The 16,262-nt window shown below is 68.4% G+C and carries 16 protein-coding genes; 9 read left to right on the top strand and 7 right to left on the bottom strand.

Features of this window, described 5'->3' with window-relative positions:
* Positions 1–173 precede the first annotated feature (173 nt).
* The 4 genes from hpnC to P1K89_RS13515 are packed head-to-tail and all read left to right on the top strand — an operon-like array spanning position 174 to position 3,975.
* On the top strand, positions 174–1,025 hold the full coding sequence (hpnC, locus tag P1K89_RS13530; RefSeq protein WP_284616972.1) for a squalene synthase HpnC: 852 nt from the start codon (positions 174–176) through the stop codon (positions 1,023–1,025).
* A complete protein-coding gene (gene hpnD, locus P1K89_RS13525; RefSeq protein ID WP_284616971.1) occupies positions 1,022–1,873 on the top strand; it encodes a presqualene diphosphate synthase HpnD in 852 nt (283 codons plus the stop codon). The genes hpnC and hpnD overlap by 4 nt, the downstream gene beginning before the upstream one ends.
* On the top strand, positions 1,870–3,147 hold the full coding sequence (hpnE, locus tag P1K89_RS13520) for a hydroxysqualene dehydroxylase HpnE (protein ID WP_284616970.1): 1,278 nt from the start codon (positions 1,870–1,872) through the stop codon (positions 3,145–3,147). The genes hpnD and hpnE overlap by 4 nt, the downstream gene beginning before the upstream one ends.
* Before the next feature lie 57 nt (positions 3,148–3,204).
* Positions 3,205–3,975 carry an IclR family transcriptional regulator gene (locus P1K89_RS13515; RefSeq protein WP_284616969.1) on the top strand — a complete coding sequence of 257 codons (771 nt, stop codon included), beginning with the start codon at positions 3,205–3,207 and terminating at the stop codon, positions 3,973–3,975.
* A gap of 18 nt (positions 3,976–3,993) precedes the next feature.
* Here the strand turns inward: P1K89_RS13515 and pbpG are convergent, their stop codons facing one another.
* From pbpG to P1K89_RS13480, 7 genes are all read right to left on the bottom strand, one after another.
* Positions 3,994–4,995, bottom strand: coding sequence for a D-alanyl-D-alanine endopeptidase (gene pbpG / locus P1K89_RS13510; protein WP_284616968.1), 1,002 nt, complete (start codon positions 4,993–4,995; stop codon positions 3,994–3,996).
* Between the two features lie 114 nt (positions 4,996–5,109).
* Positions 5,110–6,651 (bottom strand): 2-isopropylmalate synthase, encoded by a 1,542-nt coding sequence (locus P1K89_RS13505; protein WP_284616967.1) that lies wholly within the window; start codon positions 6,649–6,651, stop codon positions 5,110–5,112.
* A gap of 40 nt (positions 6,652–6,691) precedes the next feature.
* Positions 6,692–8,377 (bottom strand): 2-isopropylmalate synthase, encoded by a 1,686-nt coding sequence (leuA, locus tag P1K89_RS13500; RefSeq protein WP_284617501.1) that lies wholly within the window; start codon positions 8,375–8,377, stop codon positions 6,692–6,694.
* A gap of 202 nt (positions 8,378–8,579) precedes the next feature.
* Positions 8,580–9,413 carry a CDP-diacylglycerol--serine O-phosphatidyltransferase gene (pssA, locus tag P1K89_RS13495; RefSeq protein WP_284616966.1) on the bottom strand — a complete coding sequence of 278 codons (834 nt, stop codon included), beginning with the start codon at positions 9,411–9,413 and terminating at the stop codon, positions 8,580–8,582.
* Between the two features lie 75 nt (positions 9,414–9,488).
* A complete protein-coding gene (gene ilvC, locus P1K89_RS13490) occupies positions 9,489–10,505 on the bottom strand; it encodes a ketol-acid reductoisomerase (protein ID WP_284616965.1) in 1,017 nt (338 codons plus the stop codon).
* 37 nt (positions 10,506–10,542) lie between these two features.
* Positions 10,543–11,034: an acetolactate synthase small subunit gene (gene ilvN / locus P1K89_RS13485; protein WP_173124557.1), complete on the bottom strand. Its 492-nt coding sequence runs from the start codon at positions 11,032–11,034 to the stop codon at positions 10,543–10,545.
* Positions 11,035–11,197: 163 nt separating this feature from the next.
* Entirely contained in the window at positions 11,198–12,976 is a 1,779-nt protein-coding gene (locus P1K89_RS13480) for an acetolactate synthase 3 catalytic subunit (RefSeq protein ID WP_284616964.1), read from the bottom strand.
* Positions 12,977–13,246: 270 nt separating this feature from the next.
* Here P1K89_RS13480 and P1K89_RS13475 point away from each other — a divergent pair, with 270 nt between their 5' ends.
* From P1K89_RS13475 to P1K89_RS13455, 5 genes are read left to right on the top strand one after another with little or no spacing between them, the layout of a single operon-like run.
* Entirely contained in the window at positions 13,247–13,816 is a 570-nt protein-coding gene (locus P1K89_RS13475) for an RNA polymerase sigma factor (protein ID WP_284616963.1), read from the top strand.
* Positions 13,813–14,259, top strand: coding sequence for a DUF3619 family protein (locus P1K89_RS13470; protein WP_284616962.1), 447 nt, complete (start codon positions 13,813–13,815; stop codon positions 14,257–14,259). Before P1K89_RS13475 ends, P1K89_RS13470 begins: the two co-directional genes overlap by 4 nt.
* 7 nt (positions 14,260–14,266) lie before the next feature.
* Positions 14,267–15,091 (top strand): DUF3106 domain-containing protein, encoded by an 825-nt coding sequence (locus tag P1K89_RS13465; RefSeq protein WP_284616961.1) that lies wholly within the window; start codon positions 14,267–14,269, stop codon positions 15,089–15,091.
* Complete coding sequence (locus P1K89_RS13460) at positions 15,088–15,639, top strand: RDD family protein (protein WP_284616960.1); 552 nt, start codon at positions 15,088–15,090, stop codon at positions 15,637–15,639. The genes P1K89_RS13465 and P1K89_RS13460 overlap by 4 nt, the downstream gene beginning before the upstream one ends.
* Positions 15,636–16,235, top strand: coding sequence for an LOG family protein (locus P1K89_RS13455; RefSeq protein WP_284616959.1), 600 nt, complete (start codon positions 15,636–15,638; stop codon positions 16,233–16,235). Before P1K89_RS13460 ends, P1K89_RS13455 begins: the two co-directional genes overlap by 4 nt.
* The last annotated feature ends 27 nt before the right edge of the window (positions 16,236–16,262 follow it).

Genomic DNA, 16,262 nt, shown 5'->3' with positions numbered 1-16,262 from the left:
TCAGGAGGACGAGGGAAAGGCTCGGAAGGCGGGACGTGCGCATGGACGGCGGCTCCGTTGACCCGCGACGGACACAGCGCCGCGGGTGCAAGATTTGTTGCTACTGACTGACTGGTCAGTAATATAGGTGCGGCGCCGACGCTTGTCAATTTGCCCGCGTGGACAATGCCGCAGTGAGCGTCGATCACTACGAGAACTTCCCCGTCGCCTCCCTGCTCTGCCCCGCCCGGCTGCGGCCGGCGGTGCGGGCGATCTACGCCTTCGCGCGCACCGCCGACGACATTGCGGACGAAGGCGACGCCGCCGCCGACCAGCGCCGCGCCGAACTGGCGCGCTTCCGGTCGGCACTGCATGCCGCGCTGGAGGGCTCGCCGTCGCCGGAATGGCCCCAAGTCTTCGGTCCGCTGGCCAAGGCGATCGACCGGCACCGCTTGCCCACGCAGCTCTTCGATGACCTGCTCGATGCCTTCGTTCAGGACTGCAGCCAGCCGCAGTACCGCGACCGCAGCCAGCTGCTCGACTACTGCCGCCGTTCGGCGAACCCGATCGGCCGGCTGCTGCTGGCGCTGTACGAGGTGCGCGACGCCGAGTCGCTGGCGCAGTCGGATGCCATCTGCAGCGCGCTGCAGCTGATCAACTTCTGGCAGGACCCGAGCGTCGATCTCGCGCGCGGCCGCAACTATTTCCCGGCCGCCGACGCAAGGCGGCACGGGCTGACGCTCGACGGGCTGAAAAGCGGCCGCGACGATGCCGCAACGCAGGCCCTGCTGCGCGACCTCGTCGGCTGGGCCGAAGGGCTGATGCTGCGCGGTGCACCGCTGGCGCTGCGGCTGCCGGGCCGCATCGGCTGGGAACTCCGGCTCGTGATCCAGGGCGGCCTGCGCATCCTGGAGAAAATCGCGGCCATGCAATTCCGCACCTTGAGCCAGCGGCCGACGCTGGGCCGGCGCGACTGGGCGCTGCTGCTGTGGCGCGCCGCGCGCATGCGTTCGCACCAGGCACCGCCGGGCTGGGCGCCGCGATGACGACGCCTGAACGCTACGTCCAGGAGAAGGCGGCCGCGAGCGGCTCATCCTTCTATTACGCGTTCCTGTTCCTGCCACCGGAGCGGCGTGCCGCGATCACCGCGTTCTACGCGTTCTGCCGCGAGGTCGACGATGTCGTCGACGAGGTGCACGACCCCGGCGTCGCGGCGACCAAGCTGGCGTGGTGGCGCAAGGAGGTCGCGTCGAGCTTCGCCGGTTCGCCGACGCATCCGGTGATGAAGGCGCTGATGCCCTGCACCGCGCCCTTCGGCATCCACGCGCAGCACCTGCAGTCGGTGATCGACGGCTGCCAGATGGACCTGGACCAGACGCGTTACCTCGACTTCGCGGGGCTGCAGCGCTATTGCCACCTCGTGGCCGGTGTCGTCGGCGAGGTCGCGGCCAGCATCTTCGGCCGCACCCAGCCGCAGACCATCGACTACGCGCACAAGCTCGGCCTCGCGCTGCAGCTGACCAACATCATCCGCGACGTGGGCGACGACGCACGCCGCGGGCGCGTCTACCTGCCGGTGGCGGAACTGCAGCGCTTCGACGTCAAGGCGCACGAGATCCTGAAGCGCGACGCGCCCTGGGGCTACAGCGAGCGCTTCACCGCGCTGATGCGCTTCCAGGCCGAACGCGCGCACCGCTGCTACGACGAGGCGCTGGCGCTGCTGCCCGAAGCCGACCGCGCCGCCCAGAAGCCCGGGCTGATGATGGCCAACATCTACCGCACGCTGCTGCGCGAAATCGAAGCCGACGGTTTCCAGGTGCTGCACCAGCGCACCTCGCTGACGCCGGTGCGCAAGCTGTGGATCGCGCTGCGCACGAACTGGCGGGGCCGTTGAGCGGGCGCTCGGTCGCCGTCGTCGGTGCGGGCTGGGCCGGCCTGGCGGCGGCGGTACGTGCCGTCGAGCAGGGACACCGCGTGACCCTGCTCGAGATGGCGCGGCAGCCGGGCGGCCGGGCGCGCGGCGTGATGACCGCTGCCGGCGAGCTCGACAACGGCCAGCACATCCTGATCGGCGCCTACCGCCACACGCTGGCGCTGATGCGCACGGTCGGCGCCGATCCGGCGCAGCGCCTGCATCGCCTGCCGCTGGTGCTGCGCTACCCGGACGGCCGAGGCCTCGCGCTGCCGCCGGGCCCGGCGATAACGTCCTTTGTACGCGGCGTGGCGGGCGCGCAGGGCTGGTCGGTGCGCGACCGCCTCGCCTTGCTGGCGGCCGCCGGCGGCTGGCTCGCGCGCGGTTTTCGCTGCGCGCCCGAGCTCACCGTCGCCACGCTGTGCCGCCGGCTGCCGGCCGCGGTGATCGCCGACCTGGTCGAACCGCTCTGCGTCGCAGCGCTGAACACCCCGATGGCCGCCGCCAGCGCGACGGTCTTCCTGCGGGTGCTGAAGGACGCGCTCTTCAGCGGCGCCGGCAGCGCCGACCTGCTGCTGCCGCGCGCTTCGCTGTCCGACCTGCTGCCGCGCCCGGCACTCGCCTGGCTGGCTTCTCGGGGCGCGACGCTGCAGGTCGGTCGCCGCGCGATGGCGTTGCAGGCCGACGGCGCGGCCTGGTCGCTCGATGGCATGTCCTGCGACGCGGTCGTGCTGGCCTGCAGCGCGGTCGAGGCCGCGCGGCTCACCGCATCGGTGGCGCCGGCCTGGAGCGCAGCGGCGGCGGCGCTGCGCTACGAACCCATCGTCACCGCCTACCTGCACGACCCGGCGCTGCGGCTGCCGTCACCGATGATGGCGCTGGCGGCCGGTCCGCAGGCGCCCGCGCAGTTCGTTTTCGACCTCGGGGCGCTTGGACGGGGTGCCGCCTGCTTCGCCTTCGTCGTCAGCGGTGCGGCGCCCTGGGTGGCGCGCGGGCTGGACGCCACGGCGGCCAGCGTGGTGCAGCAGGCGCGCGCCAGCTTTCCGGGCAGCTTCCGGGCCGCGGACGACACCGTGCTGCGGCACATCGCCGCCGAACAGCGTGCGACCTTCGCGTGCACGCCGGGCCTGCGCCGCCCGCCGATCGCCATCGCGCCGGGACTGGCGGCGGCCGGTGACTATGTCGAAGGACCCTACCCCGCGACCCTGGAAGGCGCCGTGCGGGCCGGCGAACAGGCGGTGGACGCGGTGTTGTAAACCACATCGCCGCATGGCGTTTCGCCATGCAAAAATAGGCCGGAACAGGAAACCGCCATGTCCACCAGGAAAGAAGCACACCAGCCGGCGATCCAGGTGATCGAGCGGATGTTTTCGCTGCTCGATGCGCTGGCCGCGCACCAGGACCCGGTCTCGCTGAAGGAGCTCAGCGAGCGCACCGGCCTGCACCCGTCCACTGCTCACCGCATCCTCAACGACCTCGCGCTCGGGCGCTTCGTCGATCGACCGGAAGCCGGCAGCTATCGGCTGGGCATGCGGCTGCTGGAGCTCGGCAACCTGGTGAAGGCGCGCCTGGACGTGCGCGATGCCGCGCTGGCACCGATGCGCGAGTTGCACAAGCTGACGCACCAGCCGGTGAACCTGTCGGTACGCCAGGGCGACGAGATCGTCTACATCGAGCGCACCTACAGCGAACGCTCAGGCATGCAGGTCGTGCGCGCGGTGGGCGGCCGGGCGCCGCTGCACCTGACGTCGGTCGGCAAGCTGTTCCTCGCCCATGACGACGCGCAGCGTGTGCGCGCCTACGCGACGCGCACGGGCCTGTCCGGCCACACGCGCAACAGCATCACCGAACTACCGCGGCTCGAGCGTGAGCTGGCGCAGGTGCGCCAGTCGCACATCGCGCGCGACGACGAGGAACTGGAGCTCGGCGTGCGCTGCATGGCCGCCGGCATCTTCGACGACCAGGGCAAGCTGGTCGCGGGGCTGTCGATCTCGGCACCGGCGGACCGGCTCGAGGAATCGTGGACCGAGCGGGTGAAGTCGACGGCGGCGCAGATCTCGGCCGCGCTCGGTCACCGCGGCTAGGCGCCGCGGCGCAAAGGATCAGGACCCGGTGCGGGTGCTGCCGTGCGCCGGCGCATCGCCGACGCTGCTGAGCCACTTGCGGATGCGCTCGGCATCGCCGATGCGCGAATACGCGCCGGCCGAATCCAGCAACACCATGATCAGCTTGCGACCGGCCAGCTGCGCCTGCATCACCAGGCAGCGGCCGGCCTCGGAGATGTAGCCGGTCTTCTGCAGACCGATCTCCCACGAGGGGTTGCGCACCAGGCCGTTGGTGGTGCGGAACTGCATCAGGCGCTTACCGACCGCAACCTTGGTTTCCTGCGAGGTCGACAGTTCGCGCAGCAACGGGACCTGGTAGGCCTCCTTCACGAGCACTGCGAGATCGCGCGCGCTCGACTGGTTCTTGCTCGACAGCCCGGTCGGCTCGACATAGTGCGTGTCGCGCATGCCGAGTGCCACCGCCTTGCGGTTCATCGCGGCCACGGCGGCTTCGAGCCCACCCGGATAGTTGCGGCCCAGCGCATTCGCCGCACGGTTCTCCGACGACATCAGTGCCAGGTGCAGCATCTCGCCGCGCGTCAACTGCGTGCCGACGGCCAGGCGCGAGCGGCTGCCCTTCTCGGTGTCGATGTCGTCCTGGGTGATCGTCAGCACCTCGTCGAGCGACTGGTTCGCCTCGCTGACCACGAGGCTGGTCATCAGCTTGGTGATCGAGGCGATCGGCAGCACCGCCTGCGGGTTCTTGCTGAACAGGACCTCGTCGGTCTCCTGGTCGATCACCAGCGCGACGCTCGACTTCAGGTCGAGCGCGTCATCGCCATCGTGCAGGCCGAGCAGGTGGCCGGTGGACAAACGCACCGGCTCGGAGGCCAGGCGGCGCACCACGGGCGTCTTGACCGCCGGCTTGCGCACGACGAACTTGACCGATGCGGTCGGCTTGCGAGTGACCTTGCGCGAACTCTCGGCCGCGACGGCGGGCGCAGCGCCCAGCCAGGCGAGGCTCAATCCCAACATCAGCGCAGAGAGCGATTTTTTCATTGTGACACCACGCGGACAGCCGGATTCGAACGGGCGCCAGTGTAGGGCCACCAAAAAACCTACGCAATATCAAAAACTTGCGTGGGGTTTCTGAAGCGCTGACTGAACCGGTTCTCAACCCTGTGCTGCGACCCGTTCCTGCTTCGCATGCAGCTTGTTCAACGCCGCCAAGTAGGCCTTGGCCGACGCCACCACGATATCGGGATCAGCCCCGACGCCGTTGACGACACGACCGCCATGCTGCAAGCGGACGGTCACCTCGCCTTGCGATTCTGTCGAGCCGCTGGTGATCGCATTGACCGAATAGAGCACCAGTTCGGCCCCACTTTGCACCTTGGACTCGATGGCCTTCAGGCTCGCGTCGACCGGTCCGTTGCCGTCGCTCTCGGCGCGGTACTCGATGTCGCCGGCGGAGAAGACCACCGCCGCCTGCGGCCGCTCGCCGGTCTCGCTGTGCTGCGCCAGCGACAGCAGCCGGTAGTGCTCCCGTTCCGCGGTGACGCTCTCGTCGCTGACCAGCGCGAGGATGTCCTCGTCGAAGATCTCGCTCTTGCGGTCGGCCAGGTCCTTGAAGCGGGCGAAGGCGGCATTGATCTCGCCCTCGGACTCCAGCTCGATGCCCAGTTCCTGCAGCCGCTGCTTGAACGCGTTGCGGCCGGACAGCTTGCCGAGCACGATCTTGTTGGCCGTCCAGCCGACATCCTCGGCGCGCATGATCTCGTAGGTGTCGCGGGCCTTCAGCACGCCGTCCTGGTGGATGCCGGAGGCGTGTGCGAAGGCATTGGCGCCGACCACCGCCTTGTTCGGCTGCACGACGAAGCCGGTCGTCTGGCTGACCATGCGCGAGGCGGCGACGATCTGCGAGGTATCGATGCCGAGTTCCAGGCCGAAGTAGTCGCGGCGCGTCTTCACCGCCATCACCACCTCTTCCAGCGAGCAGTTGCCCGCGCGCTCGCCGAGGCCGTTGATCGTGCACTCGACCTGGCGCGCACCGCCGATCTTCACGCCGGCCAGCGAGTTCGCGACCGCCATGCCGAGGTCGTTGTGGCAATGCACCGACCACACCGCCTTGTCGGCGTTCGGGATGCGCCCGCGCAGGTTGCGGATGAACTCGCCGTAGAGCTCGGGGATCGCGTAGCCCACCGTGTCCGGGATGTTCAGCGTCGTCGCCCCTTCATTGATCACGGCTTCCAGCACGCGGCACAGGAAGTCCGGATCCGAGCGGTAGCCGTCTTCCGGCGAGAACTCGATGTCGCCACAGAGATTGCGCGCAAAGCGCACGGCCAGCTTCGCCTGCTCGAACACCTGCTCGGGCGACATGCGCAGCTTCTTCTCCATGTGCAGCGCACTGGTGGCGATGAAGGTGTGGATGCGCGCCCGGGGGGCGTTCTTCAGCGCCTCGGCCGCGCGCGAGATGTCGCGGTCGTTGGCGCGCGCCAGCGAACACACCGTCGACTCCTTGATGTGATCGGCGATCGACTTCACCGCCTCGAAGTCGCCGTTCGACGAGGCCGCGAAGCCGGCCTCGATGACGTCGACGCGCAGCCGCTCGAGCTGGCGCGCGATGCGCAGCTTCTCCTCGCGCGTCATCGACGCGCCGGGCGACTGTTCGCCATCGCGCAAGGTGGTGTCGAAGATGATCAGCCGATCGGCCATGTGCTCGCTCCTGTTGTCGTGTGCGCGTTCGGGGCGCGGATCAGGCGGTCGCCGTCGTCGCGAACCAGGCGACGCCGCAGCGCTGCAGGCCCGACAGCACCGCCTTGATCGACGCAGTGACGATATTGGCGTCGACACCGACACCGAACAGCGTTCGAGTGTCGCCGATGCGCAGCTCGAGGTAGGCCGCCGCGCGCGCCTGTGCACCGGCGCCGATCGCATGCTCGTGGTAGTCGAGCACGGCGATCGCGTGGCCGGTGGCGCGCTGCAGGCCGTCCACGAAGGCCTCGACCGGTCCGGCGCCCTCGCCCGCGACACGCAGCGCCCGGTGGCCCTGGCGCAGCGTCGCCTGCAGCGCGATGCGGCCGTCGTCGCGTTCGTTGATGGCCAGGTGGTCGACGCTCACGCTCTCGGCGCCGAGGCGGTACTCGCGTTCGAAGATGCCCCAGATGTCGCCGGCGCTCAGCTCGCGGCCCTGCGCATCCATCACCGCCTGCACGGACGACGAGAACTCGATCTGCAGTCGGCGCGGAAGCTCGAGGCCGTACTCGGCCTCCAGAAGGTACGAGATGCCGCCCTTGCCCGACTGGCTGTTGACGCGGATCACCGCGTCGTAGCTGCGGCCGAGGTCCTTCGGATCGATCGGCAGGTAAGGCATGTCCCAGATGTCGTGCTCGCGCCGCGCGGCGAAGGCTTTCTTGATCGCGTCCTGGTGCGAGCCGGAGAACGAGGTGTAGACGAGGTCGCCGACGTACGGATGGCGCGGGTGCACCGGCAACTGGTTGCAGTGCTCGACGCAGCGGCGGATCTCGTCGATGTCGGAAAAGTCGAGCCCCGGGTGCACACCTTGCGTGTAGAGGTTCAGCGCAATGTTGACGACGTCGACGTTGCCGGTGCGCTCGCCATTGCCGAAGAGGCAGCCCTCGATGCGGTCGGCGCCGGCCATCAGCGCGAATTCGCCGGCCGCGGTGCCGGTGCCGCGGTCGTTGTGCGGATGCACCGACAGCACGATGCTGTCGCGCCGGTCGAGGTGGCGGTGCATCCACTCGATCATGTCGGCGAAGATGTTGGGCGTCGAGTGCTCGACCGTCGACGGCAGGTTGACGATGCACTTGCGCGCCGGCGACGGCTGCCAGACCGCGGTCACCGCATCGACGACGCGCTTGCTGAAGGCGAGCTCGGTGCCGGAGAACATCTCGGGCGAGTACTGGAAGGTCCACTGCGTGCCGGGCCGCTGTTCGGCAAGGTCCTTCACCAGGCGCGCATGCGTCGTCGCCAGCTCGACGATGCCATCCTCGTCGAGGCCCAGCACCACCTTGCGCATCACCGGCGCGGTGGCGTTGTACAGGTGCACGATCGCGCGCGGCACGCCCTGCAGCGCCTCGAAGGTGCGCTGGATCAGGTGGTCGCGGGCCTGCGTCAGCACCTGCACCGTGACGTCGTCCGGAATGAGCTTCTGCTCGATCAGCAGGCGCACGAAATCGAAGTCCGCCTGCGAGGCCGACGGGAAGCCGACCTCGATCTCCTTGAAGCCGATGCGCACCAGCGTCTCGAACATGCGCAGCTTGCGCGCGGGGTCCATCGGTTCGATCAGGGCCTGGTTGCCGTCGCGCAGGTCGACGCTGCACCAGACGGGCGGCTTGTCCAGCACCGCGTCCGGCCAGGTGCGGTCGGTCAGCCGCACCGGCGCGAAGGCACGGTACTTGGAAGCGGGGTTGGCGAGCATCGGCATGGGGTTCTCCGTGGTAATCCGTGAGGGGTGCCACGCAGCGTTCATGCAAATGCAAACGGCCCGCTGCGTTGCGCTGGCGGGCCGTTCGATCCGGGGAAAGTGAAGTCGTGGACGAGTCAGCGCGCCTGGAGCACGCCTAGTAGCAGAAGAGTCGTCGCAAACGTCATGGGCGCGATATTACACGAGCTTCGCGCTGTCAACGATGAAGGCCCTGTTCATCGGGCTCATCGGTCGAGGTCGCGATAACGCTGACCGGCTTGCCCTTCATGCGGCGATAGGCGTACAGCACGTAGCCGGAGATGCCGTAGGCCACGAAGAGCAGGAACAGCATCAGCGGCACGTGCAGGTTGATCAGCGCGATGAACAGCACGATGGCGACGATGGCGATGAAGGGCACCGAGCGCTTCAGGCTCAGGTCCTTGAAGCTGTAGAACGGCGCGTTGGTCACCATCGTCAGGCCGGCGTAGAGCGTGATCGCGAAGGTCAGCCACACCAGCCAGGGGATGTCGCGCACGCCTTCGCGGAAGCCCATGTCGTCCATGATCCAGATGAAGCCGGTGACCAGCGCCGCGGCCGCGGGGCTCGGCAGGCCCTGGAAGAAGCGCTTGTCGACGACGGCGATGTTGGTGTTGAAACGCGCAAGGCGCAGCGCTGCGCAGGCGCAATAGACGAAGGCCGCGATCCAGCCCGGCTTGCCCAGCCCCTTGAGCGCCCATTCGTAGACGATCAGCGCCGGCGCCGCGCCGAAGCTGACCATGTCCGACAGGCTGTCCATCTCGGCCCCGAAGGCGCTCTGCGTGTGCGTCAGCCGCGCGACCCGTCCGTCCAGGCTGTCCAGCACCATCGCGCAGAACACGCCGATCGCTGCCTGCTCGAAGCGGCCGTTCATCGCCATCACGATCGCGTAGAAACCGCCGAAGAGCGCCGCCAGCGTGAACAGGTTCGGCAGGATGTAGATGCCCTTGCGGCGCGGACGCGGTGGCGGCTCCGGCGCGTCGGCGTCCTGGGCACTGTCGGGGGCTTCGTTCATGGGCGGCGAGGATAGCGCAGCAAACCAAAGAAAAAGGCCGCCTCGCGGCGGCCTGCGGGAGAACACCGGCGGTGCTCAGTTGCGGCTCTTGTCGACCAGCTTGTTGGCCTTGATCCACGGCATCATCGCGCGCAGCTTCTCGCCGACGACCTCGATCTGGTGATCGGCGGTCAGGCGGCGGCGCGACAGCAGCGTCGGCGCGCCGGCGCGGTTCTCCAGGATGAAGCTCTTCGCGTACTCGCCGGTCTGGATGTCGGTCAGGCACTGCTTCATGGCCTTCTTGGTCTCCTCGGTGACGACCTTCGGACCGGTCACGTACTCGCCGTACTCCGCGTTGTTGGAGATCGAGTAGTTCATGTTCGCGATGCCGCCTTCATAGATCAGGTCGACGATCAGCTTCAGCTCGTGCAGGCACTCGAAGTAGGCCATCTCGGGCGCGTAGCCGGCCTCGACCAGCGTCTCGAAGCCCGCCTTGATCAGCTCGACGGTGCCGCCGCACAGCACGGCCTGCTCGCCGAACAGGTCGGTCTCGGTCTCCTCGCGGAAGTTGGTCTCGATGATGCCGGCCTTGCCGCCGCCGTTGGCCGCGGCGTACGACAGCGCGAGGTCGCGCGCCTTGCCGGTCTTGTCGGCATGCACGGCGATCAGGTGCGGCACGCCGCCGCCTTGCGTGTAGGTGTTGCGCACGGTGTGGCCCGGGGCCTTCGGCGCGACCATCCAGACGTCGACGTCCTCGCGCGGCACGACCTGGCCGTAGTGCACGTTGAAGCCGTGCGCAAAGGCGAGCGAGGCGCCCGGCTTCAGGTTCGGCGCCACGTCGGCGTTGTAGACCGCGGCGATCTGCTCGTCCGGCAGCAGGATCATCACGACATCGGCTTCCTTCACCGCGGTGGCGATCTCGGCGACCTTCAGGCCCGCCTTCTCGGCCTTGGTCCACGAGGCGCCGCCCTTGCGCAGGCCGACCGTGACGCGCACGCCGGAGTCGTTCAGGTTCTGCGCGTGCGCATGGCCCTGCGAGCCGTAGCCGATGATCGTGACGTTCTTGCCCTTGATCAGGCTCAGATCCGCGTCCTTGTCGTAATAGACCTTCATGGGGTGCTCCTAAAGATGATGCTTTGCGGGATGGGGTTCAGACGCGGAGGATCCGCTCGCCGCGACCGATCCCGCTGGTGCCGGTGCGCACGGTTTCGAGGATCGCGGTGCGATCGACGCCCTGGATGAAGGCGTCGAGCTTGCCCGCGTCCCCGGTCAATTCGATGGTGTAGCTCTTCTCGGTGACGTCGATGATGCGGCCGCGGAAGATGTCGGCCATGCGCTTCATCTCCTCGCGTTCCTTGCCCACCGCGCGCACCTTGATCAGCATGAGCTCGCGCTCGGTGTAGTGGCCCTCGGTGAGGTCCACCACCTTGACGACTTCGATCAGCCGGTTCAGGTGCTTGGTGATCTGCTCGATCACGTCGTCGGAGCCGGTCGTCACGATCGTCATGCGCGACAGCGACGCGTCTTCGGTCGGGGCGACCGTCAGGCTCTCGATGTTGTAGCCGCGGGCGGAAAACAGGGCCACCACGCGGGACAGGGCGCCGGGCTCGTTCTCGAGCAGCACGGCAATGATGTGTTTCATGGTCGTTCGTCCTGGCGCGCTCTTCAGCCCGGCGGCGGTAACCGACGGCCCTTGGCCACGCCCTCAGAAGCGTTTCAACGAATGGTCCGAAGCGTGCTCGTGCTCCGGCTGCCGGCGCCCGCCGCCGCGGTAACGGCGGCGAGCCCGCGCAGCCTTCGCGCGATCACAGGTCTTCGGACCCCAGCAGCATCTCGGTGATGCCCTTGCCCGCCTGCACCATCGGCCAGACGTTCTCGGTCGGGTCGGTGCGCACGTCGAGGAAGACGGTGCGGTCCTTCAGCGCGATCATCTCGCGCAGCGCCGGCAGGACCTCGGACGGCTTCTCGATCTTGATGCCGACATGGCCATAGGCCTCCGCCAGCTTCACGAAGTCGGGCAGCGCGTCCATGTAGCTGTGCGAGTAGCGGCCGCCGTAGTCCAGCTGCTGCCACTGCCGCACCATGCCCAGGTAGCGGTTGTTCAGCGAGATCACCTTGACCGGCGTCTTGTACTGGGCGCATGTCGAGAGCTCCTGGATGCACATCTGGATCGAGCCCTCGCCGGTGATGCAGAAGACGTCCGAATCCGGCTTCGCCAGCTTGATGCCCATCGCATACGGCAGGCCGACGCCCATCGTGCCCAGGCCGCCGGAGTTGATCCAGCGCCGCGGCTCCTCGAAGCGGAAGAACTGCGCCGCCCACATCTGGTGCTGGCCGACGTCGGACGTCACGTAGACGTCCTTGCCGCGCGTCAGCTCGCACAGCGTCTCGACCACGTACTGCGGCTTGATCACGTCGTCGCTGCGCTTGTAGGCCAGGCACTCGCGCTTGCGCCACTCGTTGATCTGGCTCCACCAGGCCGACAGCGCTGTGACGTCGGGCTTGGCCTGCGTCTCGCGCAGGTGGGCAATCATTTCCTGCAGCACGTCCTTGGTGTCGCCGACGATCGGGATGTCGACCTTCACCCGCTTCGAGATCGACGACGGGTCGATGTCGACGTGGATGATCTTGCGCTCGACCGACGCGAAGTGCTTCGGGTTGCCGATCACCCGGTCGTCGAAGCGCGCGCCGACGGCCAGCAGCACGTCGCAGTGCTGCATCGTCATGTTCGCTTCGTAGGTGCCGTGCATGCCGAGCATGCCGAGGAACTTCGGGTCCGACGCCGCCGTCGCGCCCAGGCCCATCAGCGTGTTGGTGCAGGGGAACCCGAGCGCATCGCAGAGCTCGCGCAGCTCGGGCGCCGCGTTGCCCAGGATCACGCCGCCGCCGGTGTAGATGTACGGCCGCTTGGCCGCCAGCAGCAGCTGCATCGCCTTGCGGATCTGACCGCCGTGGCCCTTCTTGACCGGATTGTACGAGCGCATCTCGATGCGCTCGGGGTAGCTGAAGGCGCAGGTCTTCAGCGAGACGTCCTTCGGCACGTCGACAACCACCGGGCCCGGGCGGCCGGTGCGGGCGATGTGGAAGGCCTTCTTGATCGTCGTCGCCAGGTCGCGCACGTCCTTGACCAGGAAGTTGTGCTTGACGATCGGGCGGGTGATGCCGACGGTGTCGCATTCCTGGAAGGCATCGAGGCCGATCGCCGGCGTCGGCACCTGGCCGGTGATGATGACCATCGGGATCGAGTCCATGTAGGCGGTCGCGATGCCGGTGACGGCATTCGTGACGCCGGGACCCGAGGTCACCAGCGCGACGCCCACTTCGCCCGTGGCCCGGGCGTAGCCGTCGGCCGCATGGATGGCCGCCTGCTCGTGGCGCACCAGCACGTGCTCGATGGTGTCCTGCTTGTAGAGCGCGTCGTAGATGTAGAGCACGGCCCCGCCGGGGTAGCCCCACATGAACTTGACGTTCTCCGCCTGAAGGCAGCGGACGATGATTTCGGAGCCGTTGAGCTCCGGGGAGGGAGAGTTGGGATGCGGTTGCGCCGTTGCGGCGCGTTTGACTTCCGCGGCAGACATGTCCATTTCGAACCTCTGGGTTGATCTCTGACGAAAAACCATCGGTGCCCCTCTTCGCGCCCTTGTGAGGCGGATTCAGAACCTGCGCGATCAAAAACTTGAGGCTTCCGGGGTCGGCAAGCCAGCTTCAGACCAGTGTCGCTTTGTGCGAAGCAGCATTATTGCATCAGAACGCCACCAAGCGGCCTGCGCGGCCAGACAGCCGGACCCGGATGACATAATCCGGCCCGTTTTTTTCCCCCGGCCGCACCGGCCTGCAGCGGTGCCGGGCATGCCTTGGCCACCGACAAAGAACTCACCGATTTCCTGAAGTCCGTCGAGAAGCGGGCGTTCAAGCGCACGGCGTATGCCGTGCGCGACGACGACTCGGCGCTCGACATCGTCCAGGACGCGATGATCCGGCTGGCCGACAAGTACGCCGACCGGCCGCCGGCCGAGTTGCCGCTGCTGTTCCAGCGCATCCTGTCGAACGCGACGATGGACTGGTTCCGTCGCCAGCGCGTGCGCAACGCGGTGATCCAGAACCTGTCGGACTTCGAGCCCGACAACGACGACGGCGGCGACTTCGACCTGCTGGAAAGCCTGGAGTCGGCCGAGGGCCTGCTCGGCGCCGAAAGTGCGGCCGACACCGTCGCACGGGCACAGATCCTGCAATTGATAGATTCCGAGGTCGGCCAGCTGCCGACACGTCAACGGGAGGCGTTCTTACTTCGTTACTGGGAAGAGCTCGATGTTGCCGAAACCGCGGCAGTGATGGGCTGCTCGGAGGGCAGCGTCAAGACCCATTGCTCCCGCGCAGTGCATGCGCTGGCCAAGGCGCTTCGAGGCAAGGGAATCGCACGATGAAGAACATGTCGCCGTTTACCGTCGCCCGCGCCAGCCAGCGGGAAGCCATTGAAGCGCGCGTCGCCATGCGCCTGGCCGGGCGGCTGGCCGAGTCCACGCAGCAACTGCCGCACGACATCAGCGAACGCCTGCGCGTCGCGCGCGAACGCGCGGTCGAGCACGCTCGCCACGCACGCCATGCGGTAGCGGCGGCATCTTCACCGGTGATCGTCGGCCACGCCGGCGGCGCCGCCATCTTCGGCGCCACGCCGATCTGGTTGCGCCTGGCGTCGCTGATGCCGCTGATCGTGCTGATCGTCGGCCTGGTACTGATCCAGCAGTACCATGACTATGAACAGATTGCCGTCGCCGCCGAGATCGATGCGGCGCTGCTGAGCGACGAACTTCCCCCGACGGCTTATGGCGACCCCGGCTTCGCGGAGTACCTGCGTTCGGCGCCCTGAGATGCCGGTGCAGCCCAGGAATTCCCCTGCCCGAGTCGCGGCCGCGTTCATCGCGGCCGCTGCCGTTTACGCGGTCGTCCCGAACGTCAGCGCGCAAGGCACTGCCCGCGCCCAATCCGCCGGCACGCCCGCCAAGGTCGCGGCCGATCCGGGTCCGACGTGGGCCAGCCTGACGCCCGCGCAGCGACGCTCGCTGGCGCCGCTGGAACGCGATTGGTCGACGATCGACGCGCCGCGCAAGGCCAAGTGGCTCGAGATCGCCACCAAGCTGCCGACGATGCCCCCCGATGAACAGCGCCGGATGCAGGAACGCATGACCGAGTGGGCGCGCATGACGCCTTCGGAGCGTGGCCAGGCCCGCCTGTCGTTCCAGGAGGCCAAGCAGTTGAGCCCGCAGGAGCGGCAGGCCCGCTGGGAAGCCTACCAGGCGCTGCCCGCTGAGGATCGCCAAGCGCTGGCGGATCGCGCGCGGCCGCGGGCCGAGGCGGCGAAGCCTCCCGCGAGCGCGGCGATGATTGCCGTGCCCAAGCAAAGCGCTGCCGCCAGCGGCCCGCGGCCCACCGGCGTGAAGCCGATCGCGCCGACCATGGTGCAGGCGCAGCCCGGCGCGACGACGACGATGATCAACAAGACGGCGCCTTCGCCGGTCGCCCCGCGACCGGGGCCGGCGAAGATCGAGGCGCAGCCGAACCAGGTCAACCGCACGACGCTGCTGCCGCAGCCGGCGCGCGCCACGCCACCGGCGGCACCGCCGCGGGCCAGTGCACCGCCCCCCACCGCGGCGCAGGCCAGCGCCGCGGCGCCCGCATCCGCACCCGCGAGCCAGCCGTGAGCGCCGGCAGCGACGCCGGCACCGGTCCGCGGGCTGGTGCGGTCGAACATGCCACGCCCGGCCTCGCGCGGCGCCTGGCCTGCTTCGTCTACGAAGGCGTGCTGCTGTTCGGCGTCGTGATGATCGCCGGCTACCTGTACAGCAGCCTCACGCAGCAGCGCCACGCCCTGGAGGGCAAGGCTGGCCTGCAGGCCTTCCTGTTCGTGATCCTCGCGATCTACTTCACCTGGTTCTGGTCGCACGGCGGCCAGACCGTCGCGATGAAGGCCTGGCACATCCGCCTCGTCGACGCGGCGGGGCGGCCGGTCGGGCAACTGCGGGCCTTCGCGCGCTATGTCGCCAGCTGGCTGTGGTTCCTGCCGTCGCTGGCGCTGGTGTACCAGGCCGGACTGAAGGGCAGCGCGGTCTTCGGCGTGATGGCCTTCGGCGTCCTGGCCTATGCCGCGCTCGCCTGGCTGCGGCCCGACCGCCAGTTCTGGCATGACGCGCTCTGCGGCACGCGGCTGATCACGTGGCGCCCTGCCCGGCCGGCACAATCGGCCGGATGAGCGTCACCCGCGATCCTTCGTTTTCTCTCTGCGTCTATTGCGGCTCGAAGGCCGGCAACCGGCCCGCCTATGCCGAACAGGCGCGGCGCATCGGTGCCTCGATCGGCCGGCGCGGCTGGCAGCTGGTCTATGGCGGCGGCCGTGCCGGTCTGATGGGTGAAGTCGCCGACGCGGCGCTGGCGGCCGGGGCGCGCGTGGTCGGCGTGATCCCCGAGAGCCTGATGCGCCTGGAGGTCGGTCACGCCGGGCTCACCGAACTGCACGTCGTGCACAGCATGCACGAGCGCAAGCAATTGATGGCCGAGCGCGCCGATGCCTTCATCGCACTGCCCGGCGGCATCGGCACCTTCGAGGAACTGTTCGAGGTCTGGACCTGGCGACACCTCGGCTACCACGAGCGCCCGATCGGGTTGCTCGATGTCGACGGCTACTACCGCTCGCTGGTCGAGTTTCTCGACCACGGCGTCGCCGCCGGCTTCATGAGCGAATCGCAGATGGCGATGGTGAGCGTGGGCGACGAGGTGGACGCGCTGCTCGACGCCCTCTACGCGCAGCGCCGGCCGCCCGTCACCGAGCGGCCGCTCGACCGCATCTGATGGGCCGGCGGGGATCGGTAGGTCGGC

This window comes from Aquabacterium humicola, assembly GCF_030167915.1.
Taxonomy (GTDB): domain Bacteria; phylum Pseudomonadota; class Gammaproteobacteria; order Burkholderiales; family Burkholderiaceae_C; genus Pseudaquabacterium; species Pseudaquabacterium humicola.
The sequence above is the reverse complement of the archived record's forward strand: the minus strand, read 5'-3'. Positions and strand labels throughout refer to the sequence as shown.

Bases quoted from the DNA above. Each gene is read 5' to 3' on its own strand.
- ilvC (WP_284616965.1), bottom strand. From the start codon at position 10,505: ATGAAGGTCTATTACGACAAGGACGCGGATCTGAGCCTGATCAAGGGC.
- leuA (WP_284617501.1), bottom strand. From the start codon at position 8,377: ATGCTCGCCAACCCCGCTTCCAAGTACCGTGCCTTCGCGCCGGTGCGG.
- P1K89_RS13515 (WP_284616969.1), top strand. From the start codon at position 3,205: ATGTCCACCAGGAAAGAAGCACACCAGCCGGCGATCCAGGTGATCGAG.
- pbpG (WP_284616968.1), bottom strand. From the start codon at position 4,995: ATGAAAAAATCGCTCTCTGCGCTGATGTTGGGATTGAGCCTCGCCTGG.
- P1K89_RS13480 (WP_284616964.1), bottom strand. From the start codon at position 12,976: ATGGACATGTCTGCCGCGGAAGTCAAACGCGCCGCAACGGCGCAACCG.
- P1K89_RS13470 (WP_284616962.1), top strand. From the start codon at position 13,813: ATGAAGAACATGTCGCCGTTTACCGTCGCCCGCGCCAGCCAGCGGGAA.
- P1K89_RS13455 (WP_284616959.1), top strand. From the start codon at position 15,636: ATGAGCGTCACCCGCGATCCTTCGTTTTCTCTCTGCGTCTATTGCGGC.
- pssA (WP_284616966.1), bottom strand. From the start codon at position 9,413: ATGAACGAAGCCCCCGACAGTGCCCAGGACGCCGACGCGCCGGAGCCG.
- ilvN (WP_173124557.1), bottom strand. From the start codon at position 11,034: ATGAAACACATCATTGCCGTGCTGCTCGAGAACGAGCCCGGCGCCCTG.
- hpnD (WP_284616971.1), top strand. From the start codon at position 1,022: ATGACGACGCCTGAACGCTACGTCCAGGAGAAGGCGGCCGCGAGCGGC.
- P1K89_RS13505 (WP_284616967.1), bottom strand. From the start codon at position 6,651: ATGGCCGATCGGCTGATCATCTTCGACACCACCTTGCGCGATGGCGAA.